19 protein-coding genes are annotated in these 25,187 nt (G+C 48.5%); 10 read left to right on the top strand and 9 right to left on the bottom strand.

Annotated features, from left to right (window positions below; translation table 11 throughout):
- The first annotated feature begins 1 nt into the window (after position 1).
- The 6 genes from treY (at position 2) to Q1B04_RS00685 (ending at position 7,666) form a co-directional block, all read left to right on the top strand.
- Positions 2 to 2,707 carry a malto-oligosyltrehalose synthase gene (treY, locus tag Q1B04_RS00710; protein WP_299754362.1) on the top strand — a complete coding sequence of 902 codons (2,706 nt, stop codon included), beginning with the start codon at positions 2 to 4 and terminating at the stop codon, positions 2,705 to 2,707.
- A gap of 98 nt (positions 2,708 to 2,805) precedes the next feature.
- Complete coding sequence (malQ, locus tag Q1B04_RS00705) at positions 2,806 to 4,335, top strand: 4-alpha-glucanotransferase (RefSeq protein ID WP_299754360.1); 1,530 nt, start codon at positions 2,806 to 2,808, stop codon at positions 4,333 to 4,335.
- A gap of 180 nt (positions 4,336 to 4,515) precedes the next feature.
- Positions 4,516 to 4,968, top strand: coding sequence for a hypothetical protein (locus Q1B04_RS00700; protein WP_299754358.1), 453 nt, complete (start codon positions 4,516 to 4,518; stop codon positions 4,966 to 4,968).
- Between the two features lie 101 nt (positions 4,969 to 5,069).
- Positions 5,070 to 5,435, top strand: coding sequence for a hypothetical protein (locus Q1B04_RS00695; RefSeq protein WP_299754357.1), 366 nt, complete (start codon positions 5,070 to 5,072; stop codon positions 5,433 to 5,435).
- A gap of 513 nt (positions 5,436 to 5,948) precedes the next feature.
- Entirely contained in the window at positions 5,949 to 6,836 is an 888-nt protein-coding gene (locus Q1B04_RS00690; RefSeq protein WP_299754355.1) for a dienelactone hydrolase family protein, read from the top strand.
- Between the two features lie 263 nt (positions 6,837 to 7,099).
- Entirely contained in the window at positions 7,100 to 7,666 is a 567-nt protein-coding gene (locus tag Q1B04_RS00685; protein WP_299754353.1) for a thioredoxin family protein, read from the top strand.
- On the opposite strand, the gene Q1B04_RS00680 is transcribed toward Q1B04_RS00685, so the two are convergent.
- A complete protein-coding gene (locus Q1B04_RS00680; RefSeq protein ID WP_299754351.1) occupies positions 7,653 to 8,495 on the bottom strand; it encodes a murein L,D-transpeptidase catalytic domain family protein in 843 nt (280 codons plus the stop codon). The two genes, Q1B04_RS00685 and Q1B04_RS00680, sit on opposite strands and share 14 nt — an antisense overlap.
- Positions 8,496 to 8,728: 233 nt before the next feature.
- Between Q1B04_RS00680 and Q1B04_RS00675 the strand changes: the two genes are divergently transcribed.
- Complete coding sequence (locus tag Q1B04_RS00675) at positions 8,729 to 10,042, top strand: M23 family metallopeptidase (RefSeq protein ID WP_299754349.1); 1,314 nt, start codon at positions 8,729 to 8,731, stop codon at positions 10,040 to 10,042.
- 628 nt (positions 10,043 to 10,670) lie between these two features.
- Complete coding sequence (locus Q1B04_RS00670) at positions 10,671 to 11,570, top strand: phosphatase (RefSeq protein WP_299754959.1); 900 nt, start codon at positions 10,671 to 10,673, stop codon at positions 11,568 to 11,570.
- A 160-nt stretch (positions 11,571 to 11,730) separates the two neighbouring features.
- Here the strand turns inward: Q1B04_RS00670 and ppk1 are convergent, their stop codons facing one another.
- Positions 11,731 to 13,830: a polyphosphate kinase 1 gene (gene ppk1, locus Q1B04_RS00665; protein WP_299754347.1), complete on the bottom strand. Its 2,100-nt coding sequence runs from the start codon at positions 13,828 to 13,830 to the stop codon at positions 11,731 to 11,733.
- 194 nt (positions 13,831 to 14,024) lie between these two features.
- Here ppk1 and Q1B04_RS00660 point away from each other — a divergent pair, with 194 nt between their 5' ends.
- Positions 14,025 to 14,966 carry a DUF5996 family protein gene (locus tag Q1B04_RS00660; RefSeq protein WP_299754345.1) on the top strand — a complete coding sequence of 314 codons (942 nt, stop codon included), beginning with the start codon at positions 14,025 to 14,027 and terminating at the stop codon, positions 14,964 to 14,966.
- Positions 14,967 to 15,611: 645 nt separating this feature from the next.
- On the top strand, positions 15,612 to 16,754 hold the full coding sequence (locus tag Q1B04_RS00655; protein WP_299754343.1) for a DEAD/DEAH box helicase: 1,143 nt from the start codon (positions 15,612 to 15,614) through the stop codon (positions 16,752 to 16,754).
- Between the two features lie 81 nt (positions 16,755 to 16,835).
- Here the strand turns inward: Q1B04_RS00655 and Q1B04_RS00650 are convergent, their stop codons facing one another.
- From Q1B04_RS00650 to gyrB, 7 genes are all read right to left on the bottom strand, one after another.
- Complete coding sequence (locus Q1B04_RS00650; RefSeq protein ID WP_299754341.1) at positions 16,836 to 17,678, bottom strand: 1,4-dihydroxy-2-naphthoyl-CoA synthase; 843 nt, start codon at positions 17,676 to 17,678, stop codon at positions 16,836 to 16,838.
- Positions 17,679 to 18,371: 693 nt separating this feature from the next.
- Positions 18,372 to 20,303, bottom strand: coding sequence for a M13 family metallopeptidase (locus tag Q1B04_RS00645; protein ID WP_299754956.1), 1,932 nt, complete (start codon positions 20,301 to 20,303; stop codon positions 18,372 to 18,374).
- Positions 20,304 to 20,737: 434 nt separating this feature from the next.
- Positions 20,738 to 21,136: a lipocalin family protein gene (locus tag Q1B04_RS00640; protein ID WP_299754339.1), complete on the bottom strand. Its 399-nt coding sequence runs from the start codon at positions 21,134 to 21,136 to the stop codon at positions 20,738 to 20,740.
- A gap of 93 nt (positions 21,137 to 21,229) precedes the next feature.
- Positions 21,230 to 21,706: an SRPBCC domain-containing protein gene (locus Q1B04_RS00635; RefSeq protein WP_299754337.1), complete on the bottom strand. Its 477-nt coding sequence runs from the start codon at positions 21,704 to 21,706 to the stop codon at positions 21,230 to 21,232.
- A gap of 135 nt (positions 21,707 to 21,841) precedes the next feature.
- Positions 21,842 to 22,354, bottom strand: coding sequence for a hypothetical protein (locus tag Q1B04_RS00630; RefSeq protein ID WP_299754335.1), 513 nt, complete (start codon positions 22,352 to 22,354; stop codon positions 21,842 to 21,844).
- 206 nt (positions 22,355 to 22,560) lie between these two features.
- Entirely contained in the window at positions 22,561 to 22,950 is a 390-nt protein-coding gene (locus Q1B04_RS00625; protein ID WP_299754333.1) for a hypothetical protein, read from the bottom strand.
- Between the two features lie 176 nt (positions 22,951 to 23,126).
- Entirely contained in the window at positions 23,127 to 25,085 is a 1,959-nt protein-coding gene (gene gyrB, locus Q1B04_RS00620; protein ID WP_299754331.1) for a DNA topoisomerase (ATP-hydrolyzing) subunit B, read from the bottom strand.
- Positions 25,086 to 25,187: the final 102 nt, after the last annotated feature.

The following is a 25,187-nucleotide window of genomic DNA, read 5'->3' as shown; positions in this document are numbered from 1 at the left end:
CATGACATATATACCATCCGCTACTTACCGGGTGCAAACATCGCCAAAGTTCAGACTAAGCGATATAAAGCAAATCATACCCTACCTGCACGAGCTGGGTATCAGCACCATTTATTCGGCTCCTTTTTTCTGCGCCCGCCCCGGCAGCGAGCACGGCTACGACGTTACCGCACCTTACGATATCAACCCCAAAGTAGGCACGCAGAAAGAACTGCAGGAAATTTCGCTGGAGTTGAAGCGCCGCCAAATGGGCTGGCTGCAGGACATTGTGCCTAACCACATGGCTTTCCACCCGGATAACATCTGGCTGATGGATGTGCTGGAGAAGGGGCCGCAGTCGCATTTTTATACTTTCTTCGACATCGATTTTCACCACCCCGATTTTAGCGGACAGGTGATGGTGCCTTTTCTGGGAGAGCCGCTGGACAAGGTGCTGGAGCAAAACCAGCTGGAGCTGAAGCTGAGCGAAAAGGGCATCACTTTAAACTACTTTGATAACGTGTACCCGATCAGCGTGTCGAGTTACCGCACCCTGCTGGAAGAGGCGCTGCAGGTTTCTGGTAAACCCGAGGCAACACCGCAAGCAGAGCAAAGCCTTAAAGAGCTAACGCTGCATGAGGCCGAGGAAAGTATAAACCCGGCTGCGTGGGGCAATTTTAAAAAGAGAATCTATCGGTCGGAGGCGCTGCGCCAGGCGCTGGAGCAGGTTTTGCAAAGTATAAACGGTAAAGAAAAGAAACTTAGAAAGTTACTGCAGAAACAGCACTTCATACTTTGCCACTGGCAGGAAACGGAAAAGCAGATTAACTACCGCCGCTTCTTTACGGTGAACGACCTGATCTGTATGCGCATGGAGCACCCGGAGGTTTTTGAGCAGTATCACCATTTCATCAAACAGCTCTGCGACCAGGAGCTGGTGCAGGGCCTGCGCGTAGACCACGTGGATGGCCTCTTCGACCCTGTTACTTACCTGAAGCGGCTGCGCCAGCTGGCCGGCCCGGAGCAATACATAGTGGTGGAGAAAATACTCGAAGGCGAAGAGCACCTGCCGGAAAACTGGCCGATTCAGGGCAACAGCGGCTACGACTTTCTGGCGTGGGTGAGCAACCTGTATACTTCCGCCAAGGCCCGTGAGCAGGTAACGCAAACCTACAGCCACCTGGTTACCAATGCCGCCGAAGATTATGAGCAGTTGGTGTTCGATAAGAAGATGTTCATCCTGACAAACTACATGCAGGGCGAATTGGAGAACCTGCTGCGCCTGCTGCAGGAGCGCCAGCTTATACCCCTGGAGCCGGAGGAACAATGGCGAAACGCACTGGCAACTTTGCTGGTGGCCTGGCCTGTGTACTGCATCTACAGCAACAGTTTCCCTATCCCTAAAGAGGAGATGCAAATTGTAGATGAGGCTTTTGAACAAGCCCGCAATCAGGCTCCAGATCTGGCCGAACAGTTGCAGCACCTGCACACCCTCTTTACCGTTGCCCCAGACGATACGGAGCAAACTAAGCACCACAAGCTATACTTTATCATGCGCAGCCAGCAGTTTACTGGCCCGCTTGCTGCCAAGGGTGTGGAAGATACCACCTTCTACAACTATAACCGCCTCATCTCCCTGAACGAGGTAGGCAACAGCCCGAATATTTTTCACATGGAGCCGCAGGACTTCCATGAGCGCATGGAGTACCGCCAGCGCACCTACCCGCACTCTCTTAACGCCACCGCCACCCACGACACCAAACGCGGAGAAGATGCACGCCTGCGCCTGAATGTACTGACTGAGCTAGCAGAGGAGTGGCAAAAAAAGGCACAGCATTGGATGGAACTCACTAAAAAGTATACTTCTGAACCTGTTGAGAATGATTTATACTTTCTGCTGCAGACGCTGCTGGGCGTAGTGCCGCTTACCGGCGAAACTGACGACACCTTAGTCACGCGGGTGCAGGAGTATCTGGAGAAAGCCTTGCGCGAGGCAAAAAACAAATCTGACTGGTCAGCGCCGAACGAGCAGTATGAGCAGGCGATGAGAGACCTTGTGCACCAGCTGCTGCAGCAGGACGAGGACTTTATGCACTCTTTCCAGCCTTTCTTCTTGAAAGTAGCCCATTACGGTTGGCTGTACTCGCTTGGGCAAACGCTGTTAAAACTGACCTGCCCCGGTGTGCCCGATGTGTACCAGGGAACAGAGTTCTGGGACCTGAGCTTGGTGGACCCTGACAACCGCCGCCCCGTAGACTATGACATGCGCCGCCGCTACCTGCAGGAGATGCAGCAGGCCGAAAAGCAAAGTATAGATAAACTGCACGAGGAGCTGCTTCATCACCCTGAAAACGGCAAGGTAAAACTGTACCTGCTGCACAAAGCCCTAACCACCCGCCGCAACATGCAGACGCTTTTTGCCAAAGGCGACTACGTGCCGCTGCAGGTACAGGGAGCCAAGAAAGAGCATGTGCTGGCTTTTGCCCGGCACCATAAAGGAGAATGGGCGCTGGTTGCGGTGCCGCTGCTATTGACAAGTTTAATAGGCAGCCACAGCCAGCCGCTGGGCGAGGAGGTTTGGCAGGATACAAGTATACTTTTGCCGGACAACGCACCGCAGGAATGGCTGCAGGTATTGGGCGCAGGCACTGTAAACGCAGCACCTTCGCTGCCTGTAGCAGAACTGTTTAAAACATTTCCGGTAGCACTCTTAACCGCTGGCCAATAGATATTAGTAATTCGTTGTTTATGAGTGGTTGCTAATTACGGGTCTACCTGATTTTTTAACTTTTCAACGCTCTAACTCTTTAACTCCTAAACCCCATTATGATTGTACATAAACGCAGCGCAGGCATTCTGCTTCACATCACCTCCCTTCCCTCCCGCTTCGGCATTGGCGATTTGGGTCCGGAGGCATTTGCTTTTGCCGACCAGTTAGAGCAGGCGGGGCAGCGTTACTGGCAAATTTTGCCACTCAACCCTACCGAAGTTAGCTATGGTAATTCTCCCTACAGCAGCCACTCCGCCTTTGCAGGAAACCCGCTGCTCATCAGCCCGGAGGAGCTGGTGCAGGATGGCCTGCTGCACAAAAAAGACCTGCAGCACTACGAGGAGTTTAATGAGGCCCGCGTGGATTTTGAGAAGGCGACCAAGTATAAACTGAAGCTGCTGCGCAAGGCTTATAAAAGCTTTAGCGAGGAGCTGCCGGATGTGCTCTGGAAAAGCTTCACTAAGTTTCAGAAGGAGCATCAGCTTTGGCTGCAGGATTATGCCCACTTTGCAGCATTTAATCAGCATTTTAAATATAAAAGCTGGACGGAGTGGCCAGAGGAGATAAAATGGCGGGACGAGCAGGCGGTGGAGCAACTGGCCGAAAAACTAAGTGAGCAGGTGGAGTTTGAGATGTTTCTGCAGTTCCTGTTTTACCGGCAGTGGAATAAGCTGAAGGCATACTGTAACAGTAAGAGCATACTCTTTTTTGGAGATATGCCGTTTTACGTAAGCCACGACAGCGCCGACGTTTGGAGCCATCCCGATATCTTTAAACTGGACCGTGACGGCTTGTCCACAGCGGTATCGGGAGTTCCGCCGGATTACTTTAGTGAGACAGGGCAACTTTGGGGCACACCTGTATTTGATTGGAAGGTGCTGCAGCAGCGTAATTTTGACTGGTGGCTGCACCGCATCGAGCACAACCTGCAATTGTTCGGCCTCCTTCGCCTCGATCATTTCCGGGCTTTTTCGGCCTACTGGGAGGTGCCAGCGGGAGAAGAAACCGCCATCAACGGCAAATGGGTAAAAACCCCTGGAGCAGCCTTTTTAAAGGCGGTGCAGCAGGAGTTTAAGGAGTTGCCCATTGTGGCCGAAGATCTGGGTGATATAGACCAGCCGGTGCGCGACCTGATGGAGAAGTTTAAGCTGCCGGGTATGCGCGTGCTGCTGTTTGCTTTTGGCGAGGATTTGCCGCACAGCCTCTACGCTCCGCACCACCACACACAAAACAGTATTGTGTACACCGGCACCCACGACAACAACACCGTGCGCGGCTGGTACGACAAAGATGCCTCAAGAGCCGACAAACGCCGCCTGCGCGAGTACAGCACCCATCGCGTAAACCAGGGCAATGTGCACCGCATCCTGAACTGGCTAACGTATAGCTCGGTTTCGCAATTGGCTGTGCTGCCTATGCAAGACGTGCTGGGGCTAGGGAACGAACATATCATGAACAAACCCTCCACCGGCAACGGCAACTGGGAGTGGCGCCTGCAGCCGCAGCAATTTACTGAGGCTCACATACAAGAACTAAAAAACATGGCTACCCGCTACGGTAGGTGGCAAGAACCAGAAGAAGAATAAGTACAGAAAAGTATAGCTAACATATTGGCTATACTTTTTTTATTCCTATTAGATATATACTATATTTCTAAGCAATTATGCTTTGTGTGATTTGAAGGCATAGCAATTCCGCACATAGTGCGGCTAGTAGGAGTAAGTACTCCTGCTAGCCGCTAATTATGGGTAATATAGAAGTATGAAATGAGAGAAAATCTTAACAATAGAAAAATTGTATTACCTGGATGGAAGTTATTAGTTGAAGAAGTTTCTAATAATGTCTATGAAATTACTTTAACAGACGACGCTAATCGAAAAGCAGGAACAACGGATTCAGATTTAGAAGCAGGAATACGTAAATGTGCAGAATATGCATTTGAAATTGAAAAACAGATAAGAAAGAAATGGAATAAATTCCTGTTTGAAGCCGCTCTGATTGAACTAACAAAAGAAGACATTTTAGAATCCAACTATGACGATGATACTTTTGGCTCTTGGTTCATAGAATTTCAAAAAGAACGAATCATTAGGGATGGTAAGGAAAACATATTAATCAAGCAATTAAAGACTACAACTGGGTGGGAAGACGAGGTGAATTTTAATCTTAGGGAATTGAGCTATGATGATTTTCTTTCCGCAGTTAGTCAAAAGAAATAAATCCTATAACCCAGCACTGCATTAACCATTGCTACGCTAAGGGCACATGCAGTACAAACCGCTAGGGCTAAATATTATTTTATAAACTTTAAAATTTAGGAATGAAAGAGCATTTAGAATCAAAGAAAAATGTTTGGAAATTATTGCCACACATCTATTTCACTGGATTAGCCGCTTTCTGGTTTTTCGGTGACTTATTGACAATACAAAATTTCAGCCTGTTAGCCTTAGGGGTTTCAGTTATCCTGATCATTCAAGCAATTATACAAAATAAGACAATAGGTATTTGCATGGGTATATTTGCAGCGATAATTAGTTTATACACTTTTTTTGCTGTACTATCTGAGTTCAATGACTTTGGAATTGTTAACAACAGCGCCATACAGCTAATTACTGTTGGTTCAGCACTATCATTAGGTGGACTTGCAATGGGAGTTACGTTGACTTTAATCAACCTGAAAAAGTAGTAACATGAAAAATTAATTTCGCTAAACCAGTACAGATTTACCCCTTCCTGAGCTGCGGGCTTTGGCTGCACTAGTCCGTTGACAGTAAATGTAGTTACAGAATTTAGTGATAAAATCAATCTAATAAACTTAAGTGAATTAGTCGAAGAATGGATTGGTACAGCTTCTTATGGGGGATTGTGTTTGTATCAGCTGGTATATTAAGGTTACTGATGTGGTATCAAGATGATAGCAAAGACAGAAGTTGGCTTGACATAGGCAATGCTGGACTAATATCTGGTGGTATCTTCGGAATCATCGCAGGCTTTTCCGTTATCATTTCGTCACTCAAACAGACGATTCGTTTTATAAAAAATTAAGTTACCAATCATCGGAATAGCCTTATTCACTTCCAAACAGGCGAGCAAACTCTAAAATGAATCACGCCAGCCAGGTTTATACTTTGGCTGCGCGCAATCCGACAGCTTCTAATAGATTATATTCTAAACAATAACTACCTAAACCTTAATCATCATGGGCGAAATCAAAAAATCAGACATCAAGCAGGAAGTATTCGACCTTTACGATGACTATGCGCACAGCCGGATAAACAGGCGCGACTTTGTGCAGAAGCTTTCTATATATGCTGTGGGTGGCCTTACGGTTGGTTCGCTCATGAGCTTTCTGATGCCGGATTACCAGGGTGGTATCCAGGTAAAAGCCAATGACCCGCGCATTAAATCTGAATACATTTACTACCAGTCGCCGAAGGGCGGCGGCAAGATGAAGGCGCTGTTATGTATGCCCGCAGACGCGACAGGGAAACTTGGGGGCGTGGTGGTGGTGCATGAAAACCGTGGGCTTAACCCGCATATTGAAGACGTAGCCCGAAGAGCCGCACTGGCAGGTTTCATATCTATTGCCCCAGATGCGTTAACGCCACTCGGCGGCTATCCCGGCACTGATGATGCCGGCCGTGAGCTACAAAGCAAGCGCGATAGAAATGAGATGCTGGAGGATTTTATAGCCGCTCAAGATTACCTGAAGCAGCACAAAACCTGCAACGGAAAAGTTGGCGTGGTAGGCTTTTGCTTCGGCGGCTGGATAGCGAACATGATGGCCGTGCGCCTGCCAGACCTGGCCGCCGCCGTTCCTTTTTACGGAGGCCAGCCCGCTACCGAAGATGTACCCAAAATAGAAGCGCCACTGCTCCTGCACTACGCTGAAAATGACACCCGCGTAAATGAGGGCTGGCCTGCTTATGAAGAGGCGCTAAAAAAGCACAGCAAAGAATACGCGGCCTATGTATACCCTGATACCAACCACGGCTTCCACAACGATACCACCCCACGCTACGACAAAGAGGCGGCAACATTAGCCTGGAACCGCACCATTGATTTCTTTAAAGAGCAGCTGCAGTAAGTATAGGTTTTAGGGATTTAAACCTTCAAGCTTCTTCTGCAGCAGATTTTATACTTTCCGAAAGCTAAAAAGCCGTGGCTGGTAAACCTACAGGAATACCAGCCACGGTTTTTTGCATTTAATTTATACTTACCGCAATCCGCTATACTTTAAAGTAGCATAATCATCTAAAATTCTGTTTGTTAAACACTTCCAAAAGCTTATATTAGAGCATAACACGGCAGCAGACGGCTCCGCAGATCAACCTTTAACAAACCAAAACTATGGCACAGCAAAGCACCCAGATTGCCCTTGGCTCCCGGGCCCATAACTTCGCGCTTCTCGATACGGTTTCTGATAAGATTGTTACCCTGCAGGATGTGGCCTCACCAAATGCCACTGTCATCATGTTTATCTGCAACCATTGCCCTTACGTAATGCACATACTGCCGGAACTCGTACAACTTGCCAACAAGTATAAAAGCAAAGGCGTCAGTTTTGTCGCTATTAATGCCAACGATGCAGGAGCATACCCGCAGGATGGGCCGCAGCACATGAAAGAACTCGCCCTAAAAATGCACTTCCCTTTCCCTTACCTCTACGACCAAACGCAGCAGATAGCCCGAAACTACCATGCCGAGTGCACTCCGGAGTTTTATGTATATGATGCCAGCATGCGCCTGGCTTACCATGGCCAATTCGATAGCGCAAGGCCAAAAAACAACACCCCCGTTACCGGTCAGGACTTAAGCAAAGCGCTGGAGGCACTGCTATCCGGGCAAAGGGTGCCGGAGCAGCAGCAGCCAGGTATAGGCTGTGGCATTAAGTGGCGGTCGCTTAGCCCTGCGTAGGGTTTATAGGTGGCGGCACATCCAGTTTGTTCTCGCTCACAAGTTCTTTCATGGCTGTTACATGGTCTAGGTATTGCGACGTATACTTATCCTGAGCAGCGTGAATATACATGGCTGTACCTCCCTTTACGGTATCAATTATGTCTTCGTGCTCTTCCATCGGGATAGCCGGGCAACCTAAACTGCGGCCCAAGCGCCCTGCCTGTTGTATAAAAGCTTCCGAAGCATACTCGGCACCGTGCATTACTATGTAGCGGTCTTTTGCGTTGGTGTTATAGCCTTCATCCAATCCGTTTAGCTTTAGGGAGAGTCCGTGCTTTCCGATGTAAGTGCCTTCGGTCATGTAAAAACCGATGCTGCTCATAAAAGACTCGTTTTCGTTGGAGAAGTTCTCTGCAAACTCGTTGCCTGAGTTTCGGCCATGCGATACGTAAGTGTTAAACAGCAGCTCCTTTTTCTCCACATCTACCACCCACAGCCGCTTCTCGTTCGATGACTTCGTAAAATCCACTATCGTGATGTATGGCTTGCCCGACACCTCGTTGTTGTGCCGCATGTTGTAGTAGCCGGTAAGCGCTTTGTGAAACACCTCGAAACGCAGCCCCGACTCCTGCAGCTGCATGTTGCTATACAAGTTGTAGGCTACCTGGTTAAAGCGCATGAGCTTCACGTTCATCATCTTTCGCTTTAGCGTAGCTGGGTCTGAGTGTGGCATAGCGGCACCTGTGTTAACAGGCGTGGCCAGCGGCGTTAGAATAAGCGGTGCAAACAGCGGTAGTAATTTACGGCTAAGCCTGCGGCGCATGTATCTCCATCTCGGTTTTCTCATCTCTCCATAATTTTATACTTCTTGATTTTACGGCCCGGCGCTGTTACGGTTTAAATCCGCACTTCCGTAAACAATATTCATACCCCAACATCACAGCAATCAAATATCCTAAACACCAATATATTACATTTAACAGGCACCATTTTTGCCTCACCTGATGTTAAAAATACTCTAAGAAGATCTACCGTATGCATATAAACCGAAACAGGTACACAAGCTTAATTTTTTATACTTTGATAACCCTTTTGCTGGCCAGTTGCAGCCAGCAGCAAACTCTGCGCGGCGTGTTTAGCAACCAGACGCCCCACGAGAAGTATGCCGCCAAGTTAAAATCCGCTAACCTACACGAAACCGCCTTGGGCCAAAAATGGCTTCAGGCTAGCGAACAGGCGCTGCAGGACTCGATTATTGTCACGCTGCCTTTTAAGGAAACAGGATATTTTGCTGCGGATAAACCCAAAGCGCTTGGCTACCGCATAGATGCGCAACGCGGGCAGCGCTTAATCGTGAACCTGGAGGTACAGGCCCGCGAACAACTGCAAGTGTTTATGGACTTGTTTGAAACCGGCAACGGAACTTACAAGCACTTAGCAGCTGCCGACACAGCCGCTACCACTTTGTCTTATGAGGTGGAGGAGGACCAGCAGCACGTTTTGCGTGTGCAGCCAGAGTTGCTGCGCAGCGGGCAGTATACTGTCACCATTCAGGCAGAACCCATACTTGCTTTTCCGGTGGCAGGCAAAAGCAGCCGCAATATTGCCAGTATCTGGGGAGACCCACGTGATGCCGGTGCACGCAGCCATGAAGGTATAGATGTTTTTGCCAAGCGCGGCACCCCCGCTATAGCAGGCACGGCTGGCACAGTAAGGCAGGTAGCTACCACGCCACGTGGCGGCAAAGTAGTATGGCTAACAGACATTAACCGCCGGCAAAGCCTATACTATGCCCACCTGGATAGCCATTTGGTACAGGTAGGGCAGCAGGTACAAGCCGGCGACACGCTGGGCCTGATAGGTAACACCGGCAACGCCCGCACCACCAGTCCGCACTTGCACTTCGGTATTTACCGCTACGGCCATGGCGCTACAAACCCGTACCCGTACGTGCATCAGTCTGCTACTCCGGCACCTGCCGTTAAAATAAATGGTGAGCTGTTAGGCAATTGGGTTCGTGTGGCAAGCCGCAATGCCAATGTGCGCCTGCAACCAAGTATAAAATCGGGTGTGTACTTATCGCTGCCGCAGCACACACCGCTGCAGGTAACCGGGGGCACCTCCAGTTGGTACCGAATCGCACTGCCTACTGGCAAAGAGGCGTATATTGCCAGCAGTGTAGTAGAGCCGGCTACCAAGCCTGTAAAGTATAAAAAGTTAACCTCCGACACGAAACTGCTCGACCAGGCACATCCCCAGGCTGCCGCTAAAAACAACCTGCCAGCCGGAACCAGTATAGCCATACTTGGCAGCTACCAAGGGTTTGATTTTGTGCGTATCGATGCCGGTGAGTTCGGCTGGATCAACCCACAGCTGACGGTAAGTGTGCGTTAAGTTTGATAACCTACTCCTGACCCTAGAGGAGAGGAATTGCTCGTGAACGATTGTCATCCCCAAATTCCCCCTTCGAATGAGGAATTTGGGTAAGCTCCGTCAGCCGTGACTATCAAACCACCCCAACCCCTCCTTGTCCAAGGAGGGGAATTTTTACCTTGCCCCGGCCCTCCCCTTTTCTCGAGGGCCTTTGGAGTTTTTCCGGTGATGAACGCAGTGAGGCGGCCCGAGGCACGAAAAGAGAGCCCCTACCCCCGGCAGGAAAAGCTCCCAGCGTGATACGGGAAGACGAGCCCTACCCCCGCCCGGAGGGAGCCAAAGCCAGAAATGAAATAAGCAGGGTGTAAAGCTGGGGATGAACTAACGATTAGAAAGTGTAGCTTTTCTCATTTTATAAGCAGCAGCAGCCAGCCAAGTATAACTTGGCTGGCTGCTGCAATTAACAAAGGCAGCACAATCAAAAGCTTGCGACAAGCAATCAATTAAACTGATCAAGAACAGACACAAGTAAAAGCTACTGCATACAACAAACGAACACAACAACTGCCATTTCCCCAAATACTAATACCTCAAAATGCCCGAGAATCCTTATATTTACATTTAAGATAAAACCAAACACCTATTGCCTTTGAAGTTAGCTGCCATAGATATTGGATCCAACGCGGTGAGATGCCAGATCTCCACAGTACTGAACCAGAACGGGAGAGTATTCTTTAAGAAAGTAGAATACGTGCGTTACGCGATCCGTTTTGGGGAGGATGTTTTTAATACCGGCTATATAAGCGACCTGAAAATCGAGAAGTTTGTGAAGCTGCTCAAGGCTTTTCAACTGCTGCTGGATGTGCACGACGTGGACCATCATATGATCTGCGCCACTTCTGCGATGCGCAGTGCCTATAACGCTCCTGAAATCATCGCAAAAGTGAAAGAAGAAGTCGGGATGGAGATTCAGGTGATTGATGGGGAAACAGAGGCAGACCTGATTAACAAGGTTATCTATAACTTCCTGGATGAGCGCAACTACCTGCACATAGATGTAGGCGGTGGCAGCACAGAGTTTAACATCTACGTAAACCGCGAAAAAGTTGCCTCGCAGTCGTTTGAGCAAGGGTCTATCCGGCACATGCATGGCCGCGACTCAGAAGTACTCTGGAATAGCATGCGCACATGGATCGAGGCTAATGCCAAAAAGCACCATATATCTCGTGCCATCGGTACAGGCGGCAACATCAACAAAATATTTGAAATTGCAGGCAAATCGCCTGGCAAAGCTATTTTCAGAAAGCAGATTGAGGAGGTTGCCACCTACGTAGCCAGCCTAAGTATGGAGCAACGCATAACTGACCTTCTCCTGAACCCTGACCGGGCCGATGTGATAGTGCCAGCTTCTGAGATTTACCTGTCCGCCATGAAGTGGGCCAAAGTGGAAAGTATGATTGTGCCAACAGTTGGCCTGAAAGACGGCATGCTTCACTCCCTGTATGAGCGTTACCACCCGGAGCGCTTCGTTATCACCCGTATCAGCTAAATTCAGCAAAATACTTATACTAAAAACCGGCTGCAGCCCCTTCTTCAGAAGATAAGCTGCAGCCGGTTTTTATATTGCGGCAAGTATGGATTTTATACTTTACAAAGCAGTTTTCTATATTTTAACACCGCTTTAGATGCTGTCTACACCCTTAGGCGAGCTATACTAATTCTACTGGTTCAGTGCTGTAGGCTTTGTTGTAGAACAGCTTGTGTATATCCATTACTTCTTCGCTTGCTCCGGGGCGGCGCTTAATATACGTGCCATCCTCGCGCATAATATAAGAGTTGTGGTTATCCAGCAGGTTATAGTATAGAATATTGATTGCCTCCCGCTTCAGCTCCGCATTAGCAATCAGAAAGAGCGCTTCAATACGCCTGTCGAAGCTGCGCACCATCATATCGGCGCTGCCGCTGTATACTTTCGGGTCGCCGTTGTTGTGGAAGTAGTACAGGCGCGAGTGCTCCAGGTACTCTCCTACTATGCTTTTCACAGAGATATTCTCGCTCAGATCTTCACGGCCCGGGCGCAGGCAGCAAATGCCCCGCACAATCAGCTTAATCTGAACACCGGCTTTGGATGCTTTGTACAGCTCATCAATTATCTCACGGTCCTCCAGCGAGTTAATCTTTACCACGATGCCGCTCTTCAGGCCCTTTTTAGCGTTGCGCGCCTCATGCCGGATCAGCTCCATCAACTGGGTGCGCATGCCTTTAGGCGAGGTCATCAGGTACTTATACTCGTTCGGGCGCGAGTGGCCGGTAATTACGTTGAAAAACTCAGACACGTCGTGCGCATAGATCTCGTTGGTCGTCAGCAAGCTCACATCGGTGTAGAGGCGGGCGGTGGCTTCGTTGTAGTTGCCACTGCCTATGTGTATGTAGCGCGTCACCTTCTCGCCTTCCTTCCGGATGATCATCATCATTTTGGTGTGCGTTTTATACTTGCTGATGCCGTAGATAACAAAGCAGCCGGCCTTCTCCAGGCGCTCGCCCTCCCGTAGGTTGCGTTCTTCGTCAAAGCGAGCTTTCACCTCGAATAGAACCGACACGTGCTTACCATTCTCAGCCGCTTTCAGCAGAGCTGCCGTTACCCGGCTCTGGTCTGCCAAACGGTAGATTGTCTGTTTTATACCCAGCACCGAAGGGTCTTCGGCGGCGCGCTCTAGCAGGTTTACCACCGGCTCCATACTATTGTAAGGGTGGTGTAGCAGCACATCGTGTTCTTTCAGGTACTCAAACATATCCACGCCATCGCTGGGCAGGCTGAGCGGTGGAATAGAAGACGGTTGTTTAAAGCCTTTGTCACGGAACTGGCGGTGGTTAACAATCTGCCACAGGGCGCGCAGGTCCAGCATACTGTTAATGGTAAACACGTTGGCATTGTCTATTGTCCAGCGCTCCTTCAGTATCTTCATCATGAACTGCGACGGGTTACGCTCTACCTCCAGCCGCACCACACGTCCTTTTTTCCGCGTTTTGAGCTTGGCTTTTATCTCCTGCACAAAATCCGCCTCCAGGTCGTCAGACTCCTCCAGCGTAAAGTCGCCGTTTCGGGTAATGCGGAACAGGTTTACCGACACGATCTCCACGTTGCGGAAGAACTTCTTAATCTTCCAGCGCACAATCTCCTCAATCGGTACAAAGATGATTTTCTCCTTGCGGTTGATCTCGTAAAATCGCGCTAAGTTCTGCGGAATCTGCACAAATGTTACGCGGTCCTGCGGTTTGCCCTCGTCGGTGGTGCGGGTTACCACGCCAAAGGTCAGCAGCTGGTTCATCAGTAGCGGAAAGCCGTGGTAATTATCGAACACCATGGGCGTAAGCAGCGGAAATATGGTATTCTTAAAGAAGGAGTCTGCCTTCTTCTGCTCAATCTCCGTCAGCTCGCTTACCTTCAGTATATCGCAGCCGCTTTTGGGTAGCAACGGCTTCAGCTCATTGTTAAATGTAAGGTACTGGTCGTTTACAAAGCGGTGGGCATAGTCGAGCAGCTTCTTCCGGAAAGGCAGTTCGCGCAGGCCAGAATAATCGAGGCGCTCTTTTCCGTAGTCAAGGTAATTGTACAAGCTGCCCACCCGAATCATGAAAAACTCATCGAGGTTAGACGAGGTAATGGCCAGGAATTTAAGCCTGTCGAAAATGCTTTTTCCCGGATCACGCGCCTGGTCCAGCACACGGTAATTGAATCGTAACCAGCTCAGGTCACGGCTAATGTATTTACTTTTCTTTATCTGGTCAGAAACCTTATTGATAAGCATGTCTTCTTTATTTTTCGGATGCCTGCATACAGCCGGGGCGGCGGCAGGTGCTCTCTATACTTCTTAACCCCAAAATATAAGGAGAAAGTATAGGTAATCCTTCATATTGCCTGATTTTTTCTCTTCTGCCGGGTTTCCGTTTATACTTCTGCCTAACTATCAACGTACACCAAAAGCAACCAACTATTTTTGCCATGAACACTTCCGCTGCCACCTCGCCTATTCTGAATGAGTTTCCGCCGCTGCCACTGGATGATTGGGAAAACACCAAAGATACGTTGCACCTTTACCTGCAGATTATTGGCAAAATCCGGCTGAAGCTGATGCCCCGCCGCAACCATTGGTGGAATGTAACCCTGTACGTAACCAGCCAAGGACTGACTACCGGCCCCATGCCTTACAAGTTTTATACTTTAGAGTGTGCGTTTGATTTTATAGATCACCAGCTGCACCTGCACACCAACACCGGCGCCTCTGAAAGTATAAGCCTGCAAGATGGCCTGAGCGTAGCCGAATTTTACAACCAGGTGATGAAGGCGCTGGAGGTTTTAGGCGTGCATGTGGAGCTTTTGGCCAAGCCTTACGACAACAAAAGCACCATACCTTTTGCACAGGATCATACCCATGCCACATACAACCCTGAGCAGGTGCACCGCTACTGGCGCGTGTTGGTTACCGTAGACCAGGTACTGAAAGAGTTTAGCGGGCGTTTTACCGGTAAAACCTGTCCTGTGCAGCTGTACTGGCACCATCTCGATTTAACTGTTACGCGTTTTTCCGGTAAACAGGTTCCTACAAACCCTGAGGCCAGTGTGGTGGAAAAAGATGCCTACTCGCACGAGGTGGTGAGCTTTGGTTTCTGGCCCGGCGATGATCAAGTGCGGTTCCCGGCTTTCTACTCCTATACTTTTCCCTCGCCGGAGGGCCTGGAGAAAGAGCCTTTGCAGCCCAGGCAAGCCAGTTGGGTAGATGCTAACGGAAGTCCTATGGCCATGCTTAACTACGAGGAGTTCCGCCAACTCGGCAACCCACGCCAAGCCCTGTTAGATTTTCTGGAAAGCGCCTACCAAGCCGGAGCGAAACTAGCTAAATGGCCTGTAAAAGAGCTGGAGACAAAACCTTTGGAGATGCTGTAAAGGATTTGCACTGTAATGTTTTCTGTACCGTCTGGGGTAATAGTTTTATTTACCAGCTACTGGTAGTCTTCGGCTTTATAAGTCTATTCGTTTAAAAGCTGCTTTCCGGATTTGAACCAAGCTATACTTTCTAGCTGCAGCTTATCCTTGGCTTTACAACCTGCTCGTTTCATTTCTGGCTTTGGCTCCCTCTAGGCGGGGGTAGGGGCCCTCGATAAGGGCATCGCGCGGTGTTCCCTCCTGCCTCCGCTGCGCTGCGGCTGCCGCTTAGGCGGCACCGGATCTCACAAGGCGCTCAACCCAAGGACTGGGTATTATTCCGATAGCTACCACTGACGGAGCTCAAGCAAAATTCCCCTCCTTAGACTAGTGAGAACGGGAGTTCGAAACTAGCGAGCGTAGCTCTGAGGGGTTAGGGGTGGTTGGATGATACAGCTGACGGAATTTTACCTCCTTGGAGGGGCTAGGGGGTAGGTTTACACTTCAACAAAAGTTTAAAGGCTCCGCTCCTTCCACAAACAAGAGTCCAGAGCTGGGGCGTGTTGTTCAGGTTGTCGTTCGGCCTCTAAACTATCCTGCAACTGGAAACGAATTTTATGTTGTACCTTTGTTGCGTCCATCAAGCATCAACTAACTATAAGCTCCATGTCCTTTTCATCTCTTGGCTTATCGGCACCTTTAGTTAAAGCTGTAGAAGCGCAGCAGTACACGCAGCCGTACCCTATCCAGAAAGAAGCCATACCTGCTATGCTGCAAGGCAAAGATATACTTGGTCTAGCGCAAACAGGCTCGGGTAAAACGGCGGGTTATGTGCTGCCAATTCTGGAGATGCTGCAACGCAAAAGTCCTGCTGCCGGCAGAGCCGTACCTGTGCTGGTGCTGGTGCCAACCAGAGAGCTGGCGGTGCAGGTAAATGAAGTGATCCGCTCCTTTGCCACAGAGCTGCCGAGGCAGGTAAAATCTATGGCGGTGTTCGGGGGCGTATCCATAAACCCGCAAATGATGAAGCTGCACGGCACTGATGTACTTATTGCTACGCCCGGCCGACTGCTTGACCTGGTAGAGCACAAGGCGGTGCAACTTGCTGAGGTAGAGGTGCTAGTGCTGGATGAAGCCGATAAAATGCTGAACCTGGGTTTTAAGGAGGAGGTTGACAAAATATTCTCTTTGCTACCCGCCAAACGCCAAAACATACTTTTCTCTGCCACGCTGCACGAGGAGGTGGCTTTTGTAGTAGCCGATGTTCTGCACAACCCGGTTAAGATTAAAATTGAAGAAGAGGCTGTAGTGCCTGAGCTGATAAACCAGATAGCCTATCAGGTGGCGGCGGAGCGCAAAGGCCCGCTGCTGCGCTACCTTATAAAGCAGGGCGATATGCAGCAGGTGCTGGTGTTTACATCTTCCATCCGCACGGCTAACAACGTAGTAGGCAAACTGGTGAAGAACGGTGTAGAGGCCGCTGCTTTTCATGGCGACAAAAGCCAGGGAGCCAGAACCGAGGCGCTGCGCCAGTTTAAGGCCGGCAAAGTGCGTGTGCTGGTGGCTACCGATTTGGCTTCTCGCGGTATCGACATTAAGTTTCTGCCGCACGTCATTAATTACGAACTGCCCCGCTCACCTAAAGACTACGTACACCGCATTGGCCGTACCGGACGCGCAGAAGCCTCCGGAGAAGCTATTTCCCTTATCTCGCCAGACGAGGAGCATCATTTTAAAGTGATTCAGAAAAAGATGGGCAAGCGCGTACCCATGACGCCGACAGATGAAATTGACCTGGCTGGATTTTAACAAAGTATAAAAACAGGTATAAACAAAAACAGGCGAGCCTCTCGGTTCGCCTGTTTTTGTTTATACGCATACTTCCTCCTGTTACGGAATCCATTTAATGTCTGAGAAATCTGGTTTTCGCTTCTCCAGGAAAGCGTTGCGGCCTTCCTTGGCTTCCTCGGTCATGTATGCCAGCCTGGTGGCTTCACCGGCAAACACCTGCTGCCCTACCATACCATCATCTGTCAGGTTAAAAGCAAATTTTAGCATTTTAATAGAAGTTGGTGATTTCGCTAGAATCTCCTGTGCCCATTCGTATGCAGTATCCTCCAGCTCATCGTGCGGAATAACGGCATTTACCATACCCATGTCATAAGCATCTTGTGCGGAATAGTTTCTGCCCAGGAAGAAGATCTCACGAGCGCGCTTCTGCCCTACCATTTTGGCCAGGTAAGCAGAACCGTAACCACCGTCAAAACTAGTTACATCGGCATCGGTTTGCTTAAAGATTGCGTGCTCTTTGCTAGCCAGCGTCAGGTCGCAGACTACGTGCAAGCTATGGCCGCCACCAACAGCCCAGCCCGGTACCACGGCAATAACCACCTTCGGCATAAAACGGATCAGGCGCTGCACCTCCAGAATGTTAAGACGCGGCATACCTGCCTCATCCACATAGCCTTGGTGGCCGCGTGCGTTCTGGTCGCCGCCGCTACAGAAAGAATAAATCCCATCTTTAGTGGAAGGACCTTCGGCAGAGAACAGTACTACGCCAATAGAAGTATCCTCACGGGCATCCAGGAAAGCCTCGAAAAGCTCCGCCACTGTTTTAGGGCGAAACGCGTTGCGCACATTCGGGCGGTTAAAGGCAATCCGGGCCACTCCTCCGGATTTTTTATAGGTGATATCTTCGTATTCTTTGACCGTTATCCAGTTAGCTTTGCTCATATCTTCAGATTTTTTGTAAAAATAAGGCTTTTCATACTTTGGTGCACAATGCAGTCGGTGATTTGGTGGATAAGCAATGGCTGAAGCTGTACTTTATACTTTGTAGCGGGCGTTAGCGTGTGCCTTTTAAATTATCTAACTACCCCTGGCTGCAATGCCGTCAACTTAAGAAATATCTCGGGTTGCATCCAGTAAAGCAGTCGCCCTTGCTGTGTCTTCTGACCAGCAAGTTGTTGGTCAGAACACGTAACAACGGCAAACTTAAACGCTTAAGTTGGCGGCATTTACCCTGACCCCTCCATATCAAAAGCTACCATTAGGACACATTTTATTCCTGCCGCAAGATTGCATCTTGTGGCTTATAATGGGGCAAGTTTTCAGCTTGCAAAAGTATAAATCGAGCCTTCTGAGGGCAATGCAAGCTGAAAGCTTGCCCCATAGGAATCCCCAAGTTGAAAACTCGCGGCAGGTTAGCTGGTTGTAAACTTGTATCTTATCGTAGCCTTGTCTAAGGAGGTGAATTACCGGCTAAGACATCCTTTTCTGCTCCCGCAGAAAGCGATTAAAATATTGCAGAAGTATAGCCACATTTACGATAACGTGCAACTTACGGCATGCTCAAAAAACAAAGAAGCCGCTCTGGTTATACTTCCAGAGCGGCTTCTCATCAATTTATACTTGGTCACAATAAGGTTACCAGAGTCTGATTCTGTCTTCTGGTGCTTTGTAAAGCTTATCGCCAGGCTGCACATTAAAGGCTTCGTACCAAGCATCCATGTTTACTACAGGGCCAACAGTTCTGAACTGCCCCGGAGAGTGCGGATCGGTTACGATTTGCTGTGCGGCAGCTTCCGGAAGGATGTTACCTCTCCAAACCTGTGCCCAAGCCAGGAAGAAACGCTGATCTGGCGTAAAGCCGTCGATCTTCTCGTTAGACTGCCCTTGCTCTGTCATTTTAAAGGCTTCGTAAGCAGCGTTAAGGCCGCCCAAGTCACCGATGTTCTCACCTAAAGTCAGCTTACCGTTTACGTGCACGCTATCCAGCACCGTGTAAGCATCGTACTGCTCCTGCAGTGTTTTAGCTTTTTCGTCGAACTTGGCGCGGTCGGTTTCTGTCCACCAGTTGCGCAGCGTACCGTCTTTGTCGTACTGGCTACCGGAGTCGTCGAAGCCGTGAGAAATTTCGTGGCCGATTACAGCACCGATACCACCGTAGTTCACCGCGTCATCCGCATTCGGGTCGAAGAACGGGAACTGCAGGATACCTGCCGGGAACACGATCTCGTTCATAACCGGGCTGTAGTAAGCGTTAACAGTCGGAGGCGTCATGCCCCAACGCTCACGGTCAACTGGTTTGCCCAGCTGGTCCACCATCTCGTTGTAGCCCCATGCACCGGCGTTGCGCACGTTCTGGAAGAAGGCATTGCGGCTAATCGCCAGACCTTCGTAATCTTTCCACTTGTCAGGGTAACCAACTTTCGGGCGGAAAGCGTGCAGCTTAGCCAATGCTTTCTCTTTTGTCTCGGCGCTCATCCAGTCCAGGCCATTAATACGGATTTCGTAAGCCTTGATCAGGTTTGCGATCAACTCATTCATTCTGGCTTTCGCCTCCGGCTTAAAATGCTCCTTCACATACAGCTGGCCTAACAGTTCGCCAATGGTGCGGTCTGTCAGCTGCGACATGCGCTGCCAACGTGGCGTCTGTACTTTTTGTCCGCTCAGAGCCTGCGTAAACGCGAAGTTTGCATCTTCAAACGGAGTGCTCAGGTATGGCGCTGCTGATTTCAGCACATTCCACTGCAGGTAAGTCTGCCAGTCAGTGATCGGGGTTGCTTTCAGCAGGTCGTTCAGCTCAGCAAAGAATTTCGGGTTATTCACCAAAATAGTGTCTTCGCCGGTTACCTTCATCTGCGCCATCAGCGGCTGCCAGTCTATGTTAGAGGTGGTTTTGCTGAAGTCTGCTACGGCAAATTTGTTGTAGGTTTTGTATGGGTCGCGCATCTCTACACGCGCCATCTGCGCCTCGGCCATCTTCTTCTCCAGGTTAAAGATGGTTTCTGCGTTCTGCTTCGCCTCTTTCTCGGATGTTCCGGTTAGCGTAAACAGCTTGGTGATGTAGGTCTTGTACGCTTCCTGAATCTTCTGATTTCGCGCATCGTTTTTCAGGTAGTAGTCGCGGTCTGGCAATGTGGTGCCGCCCTGGCTAAACTGCGGGATCATCGTATTCGGGTCCTTGCGGTCCTGGCCTACATAGAAACCGAACATCGGAGAGCCTACGCCAGTTGTTCTCTGGTAGGCCACTTCGTTTAAAACGCCCTGAATGTTCTTCACCTTGCCGGCTCTCTTCAGGTCTTTTTTGATAGGCTTGTAACCCAGTTTATCAATGGCGGCGCTGTCCATGGCGGCGGCGTAGAAATCGCCTACACGCTTGTTAACAGAGCCTGCAGCTGCGTTTTTGTCGGCGGCTGCCTCGTCCAGAAGGTTTTTTACAGCCTGTATGTTGAAATCACGCAGTAAGTTAAAGCTTCCCCAACGGGTTTCCTTGGCAGGAACCGGGTTGCTTTTGAGCCACGCGCCACTGGCGTAAGTATAAAAGTCATCGCCTGGCTTTACCGACAGGTCCATGTTGGACTTATCGATGAATGGCGTTTTGGTGTCAGCTTTTTGCTGGGCGGTAGCTTCTGCGCCATACAGCACAGCAGCCCCGAAAAGTAGTAGTCGGAGGTGATTTTTCCAGTTCGACATGCTCTTCTTAGAAGGTTGTTTAAGGTTATAAAGTAAAGATCAATACCGGGCAGATAAATACTTATCTTTTCCGGCCCTAAAATAGCGGTTAAAAAGTTAAAGAATGCTATTTCTCACGTTTTAGCGCCTTTTGTGCTCTTTTAACAAGCCAAGCTCCTATAAAATTCATACTTCCAAGTATAGCGATGTAAATACATGGCGTTCGGAAGTATACTTTTAGGCGCTTCTGGCTTCTTAGAGTAGGTTTGAGGAGAAAGGTTTAATTGGAGGAGGTGATTTAGAACTTTACTAAGCGAGAATAATGCGCAGGCTTGCTATTCGTTTTTAGCGGATGCCAGTGGTTTGGCCAGGTAGTAGGTTGGCCGTTTAAAGTGTAAGGGCTTGAGTGTACTATCTTTAGAAATGACATACTTGGTGTTTCCGAACCCTGGCGCATCATTTAAGATAAGCGTATCCGCCTCGGCCCTCCATTTACCTTCAAAGCTTCTGTTTGTAAGGCAATCAGCGTAGTGGTACTTAAAGCTTTTGTTGCCCCAAAGTTCAACAGTAGCGCCCGCAAAGCAACCATGTGCCGGAGGGCAGCTCGTAAAAGTAGCGACCGGCCTTATACTTGTTTTCAAGAAGACCAGCAAAATATTTAGAGCCGATGCAAACAGGAACAATGGCAACAGCTTGAACAATAACGTTGACCTGAAACTTATCTTTTTCTTCATTGAAGCGCTTCTGTGAAGTAGCCGGAGCATTGCCCATATAAAGATATCATACTTCTATTTTAGGAATTCCTTCATTTGATGAGGTAAAGGATATTAGTCTTTCCTCATAAAATCAAATGCACCTTTTCTAAGTTGCACTCCATACTCTAAATAAGCTTTCATACAGGCCAGGAAATTTGCCCACCCCTCAGTATTTCCTAAAGCCCATTTTATATTTTCTTCGCTAAACTTCTTTCCGTTTTCATTAACTCTTACCAGCGTGCTTTGGTCAGGTAAGGTTTCTAATGTGATAGTTACCACAGTTTCCGGATCCCAAACAAACGATACTGAGCGATTATCTTCAATTTTAATATTTTTAACAGGAAATTTGTCAGCAAATTCAGGAAATTTCCAGATTACTTCTTTTCCTGATTCTAGCCGTCCGGTACTCTCCGAAATAAAGTACTTGGTCATCTTTACAGGATCTACAATTCCTTCAAAGACTTCTTCTATAGATCTTTGAACTTGTATTTTTGCTTGAGATTTAAGCTCCATTTTCTTTTTAACTATTAAAGGTTTTTTGCAAAGCATACCTTAAAATCGATTTTACGCTTTGGGACAAGTTATGACTCAGCTACAGTAATGTTAGGGATTTTTTTATTTATACACTTACTCTTTTCGATACCTGCTTTACGCTTAGAGTCTTTGTTAGTATTTATAGGTTTTCTACAACTTGAATGAGTAATCTTCTACTATGACAGACTTACTCAAATCATTTAATCCATACCGATAGGATTCTATGTTGTAGATTAACTTAACAGAATCCTTTTCCAAAGTATAATCAAAACTACCGAAAAAACCTTTTATTATTCTTGGGTTCTTTACAGCCACACTATCTAAAAGCTTCTTCTGCAACTGTAATTTTTCATTATAAACCAGTACATCCATATCAGTGATAAGCAGCACTTTATCTCTGTATTTCTTAACATGAAAAACTCTTCTCTTCAGTTTCCCATGAATATGTGTCCCATCGTAGTCAATTTCTTCTAAACTTGACCTTTGAAGTACTTGGCCGTTGTCAATGGATATAGCTAGAAGGTCCTTAGCATAGTTGTTGATGTACAAGACTTGATTTAGAGAGTCAATATCGTAGCTTACCATTGAGTTTAATTCGAGTTGCAACTCTGGTGGAAACGTTACCTCATTAACTATTCCCTTTAGCACTCTACCATTTTTCAATATTATTATACCTTTTTGTAATCTTCTATATCTACTTTAACAGCAGGAAATTCCTGCTTGCACCCAAAGAAAATTAAGCAGAGAAGAATGAGAGGTCTAAAGTATAGTGGCTTCAACATGCTTTTAAATTATCTTCAACGGACTGAGTTTTGCAGTGGCGTAGCTGCCGTAAAGCTTTGGTTGGCGAATGTTTTTCTTATTGTTTTTTAGAAAAGCCTGTTAAATAGTGGGTTGTCAACCATTGCAAAGAGCAATATAAAAGGAAACAGAAGAGCTAAAACGACTAATACACCTTTTATTATATACGCAGTTGATTTGTCATACCATTTATCTCTAAATATCAGATATTTGTGCTTATACCTATAGTTATTGTAGGCCATTAACAGTAAAACAGGGCCAGCTACTAATATTCTTAAATCTATATCAGGCTTTGATACATCAATATGAAGCAGATAACGGTTAAGCAAAGTACAAATTTCAAGCAGCAGAAACATCTGCATAACAGTTAAAAAAGTGTTTGCTCTGTAAGCTGCTGCTCCGTCCTTTTTGAAAAAGAATTGTGCCAGTCTAAAATAGATGTAATCAAAAAGTACCATTAGTTTAATATAATCTATATAAGTGCCAACTGCTATATAAACGCAAACATACGCTTATCTGCACAGAGCACCTTCCCAACATCAGCAACTAAATATGGCATTTTAAACATAAAAAAAGCGGCGGCTATACTTTAAAGTATAGCCGCCGCTCTTAGATATTTGCTAAAACCGAAGCGTTACACGTCTACGCGGGCGTACTTGGCGTTGCGCTCTATAAAATCGCGGCGTGGGCCTACTTCGTCGCCCATTAGCATAGAGAACAGGTGGTCGGCCTCAGCGGCAGACTCGATGTCTACGCGCTTCAAGCTGCGGGTGCCTGGGTCCATGGTGGTGTTCCAAAGCTGCTCCGGGTTCATCTCACCCAGACCTTTGTAGCGCTGCACGCCAACGCTTTCCTCTTTGCCTTTACCCAGTTCCTGAATCGCCTCAACACGATCCTGCTCGGTCCAGCAGTAACGCTCTTCCTTGCCTTTCTTCACCAGGTACAGCGGAGGCAGTGCAATGTATACATAGCCTTTTTCGATCAGTTCCTTCATGTAACGGAAGAAGAAGGTTAGGATCAGGGTACGAATGTGTGAGCCGTCCACGTCAGCATCCGTCATCACAATAACTTTGTGGTAACGCAGCTTATCCATGTTCAGGGCCTTGTCATCATCAGGCGTACCGAAGCTCACGCCAAGCGCCGTGATCATGTTCTTGATCTCCTCGTTCTCGTAGATGCGGTGCTCCTGCGCCTTCTCCACGTTCAGGATCTTACCGCGCAGCGGCAGAATAGCCTGGAACTTACGGTCGCGGCCTTGCTTGGCAGATCCACCCGCAGAGTCACCCTCCACCAGGTAAATCTCGCAGTTCTCCGGGTTGTTGTCAGAGCAGTCGGCTAGTTTACCCGGCAAGCTGGTGCTGGAAAGTACGTTCTTGCGCTGCACCATTTCGCGGGCCTTGCGGGCGGCAAAACGAGCCTGGGCAGCAAGTATAACTTTGTTCACGATGGTACGTGCCTCTCTCGGGTTTTCCTCCAGGTACTGGTTCAGCATTTCGCCAACGGCCGTATCCACGGCACCAGACACCTCTGAGTTACCCAGTTTGGTTTTGGTCTGTCCCTCAAACTGCGGCTCCTGCACCTTCACGGAGATAACCGCTGTCAAACCTTCGCGGAAGTCATCACCAGCGATATCGATCTTCACCTTGTCCAGCATACCCGATTTCTCGGCATAGGCTTTCAGGGTACGGGTAAGGGCGCGGCGGAAACCAGCCACGTGCGTACCACCCTCAATGGTGTTAATGTTGTTTACATACGAGAAAATATTCTCGGTATAAGACGTGTTGTACTGCAGGGCAATCTCTACTGGCACACCGTTTTTCTCGCTCTCCACATGGATCGGCTCCGGAATCAGGTTCTCACGCGCATCGTCCAGGTAGGTCACAAACTCCTTCAAACCTCCTTCCGACAGGAAAGAATCTGACAACGGCTCACCTGCCTCGTTTATCTCGCGCAGGTCCTGCAGGTTAATGCGGATGCCTTTGTTCAGGAAAGAGAGCTCGCGCAGGCGGCTGGCAATCGTATCGTACTTATACTCTGTGCTGGTAAAGATAGAAGCGTCCGGCTGAAACGTTACCGTAGTACCTGTTTTGTCGGTTTCGCCGATCTCGCGTACCGGGTAAGCCGGTACACCAATGTTATAGTGCTGCTCGAATACTTTGCCTTTGCGGTGCACGGTTACGTGCAGGTCCGTGGAGAGCGCGTTCACGCAGGATACACCCACGCCGTGCAGACCACCGGAAACTTTATAGGTATCTTTATCGAACTTACCACCGGCGTGCAGTACCGTCATTACTACTTCCAGGGCAGAGCGACCTTCTTTCTGGTGAAAGTCCGTCGGGATGCCACGGCCGTTATCCGACACTGTGATGGAGTTATCCGTGTTGATTGTTACTGAAATCTCGTTGCAATGACCGGCAAGAGCTTCGTCAATGGAGTTATCCACCACCTCCCACACCAGGTGGTGCAGGCCTTTAATGCCGATATCGCCAATGTACATGGCAGGGCGCTTCCGAACTGCTTCGAGCCCCTCCAGTACCTGAATGCTATTTGCTGAATAATCGTTTGCTAATGATTTTTCTTCCACTTCACTCATTTGTGTATCAGGGTAGATTGAATAGGTAAAATTACCACTTTTATTTCGTTTAAACTATACTTTTGAAGGCAGTGCAAAAGGGCTGCTGCAGCTGCCAACCTC

Origin of the sequence: uncultured Pontibacter sp., from assembly GCF_947495565.1 — a bacterium.
Taxonomy (GTDB): Bacteria; Bacteroidota; Bacteroidia; order Cytophagales; family Hymenobacteraceae; genus Pontibacter.
Note: the sequence above shows the minus strand (reverse complement) of the source record. Positions and strands in the feature narration are given on the sequence as shown.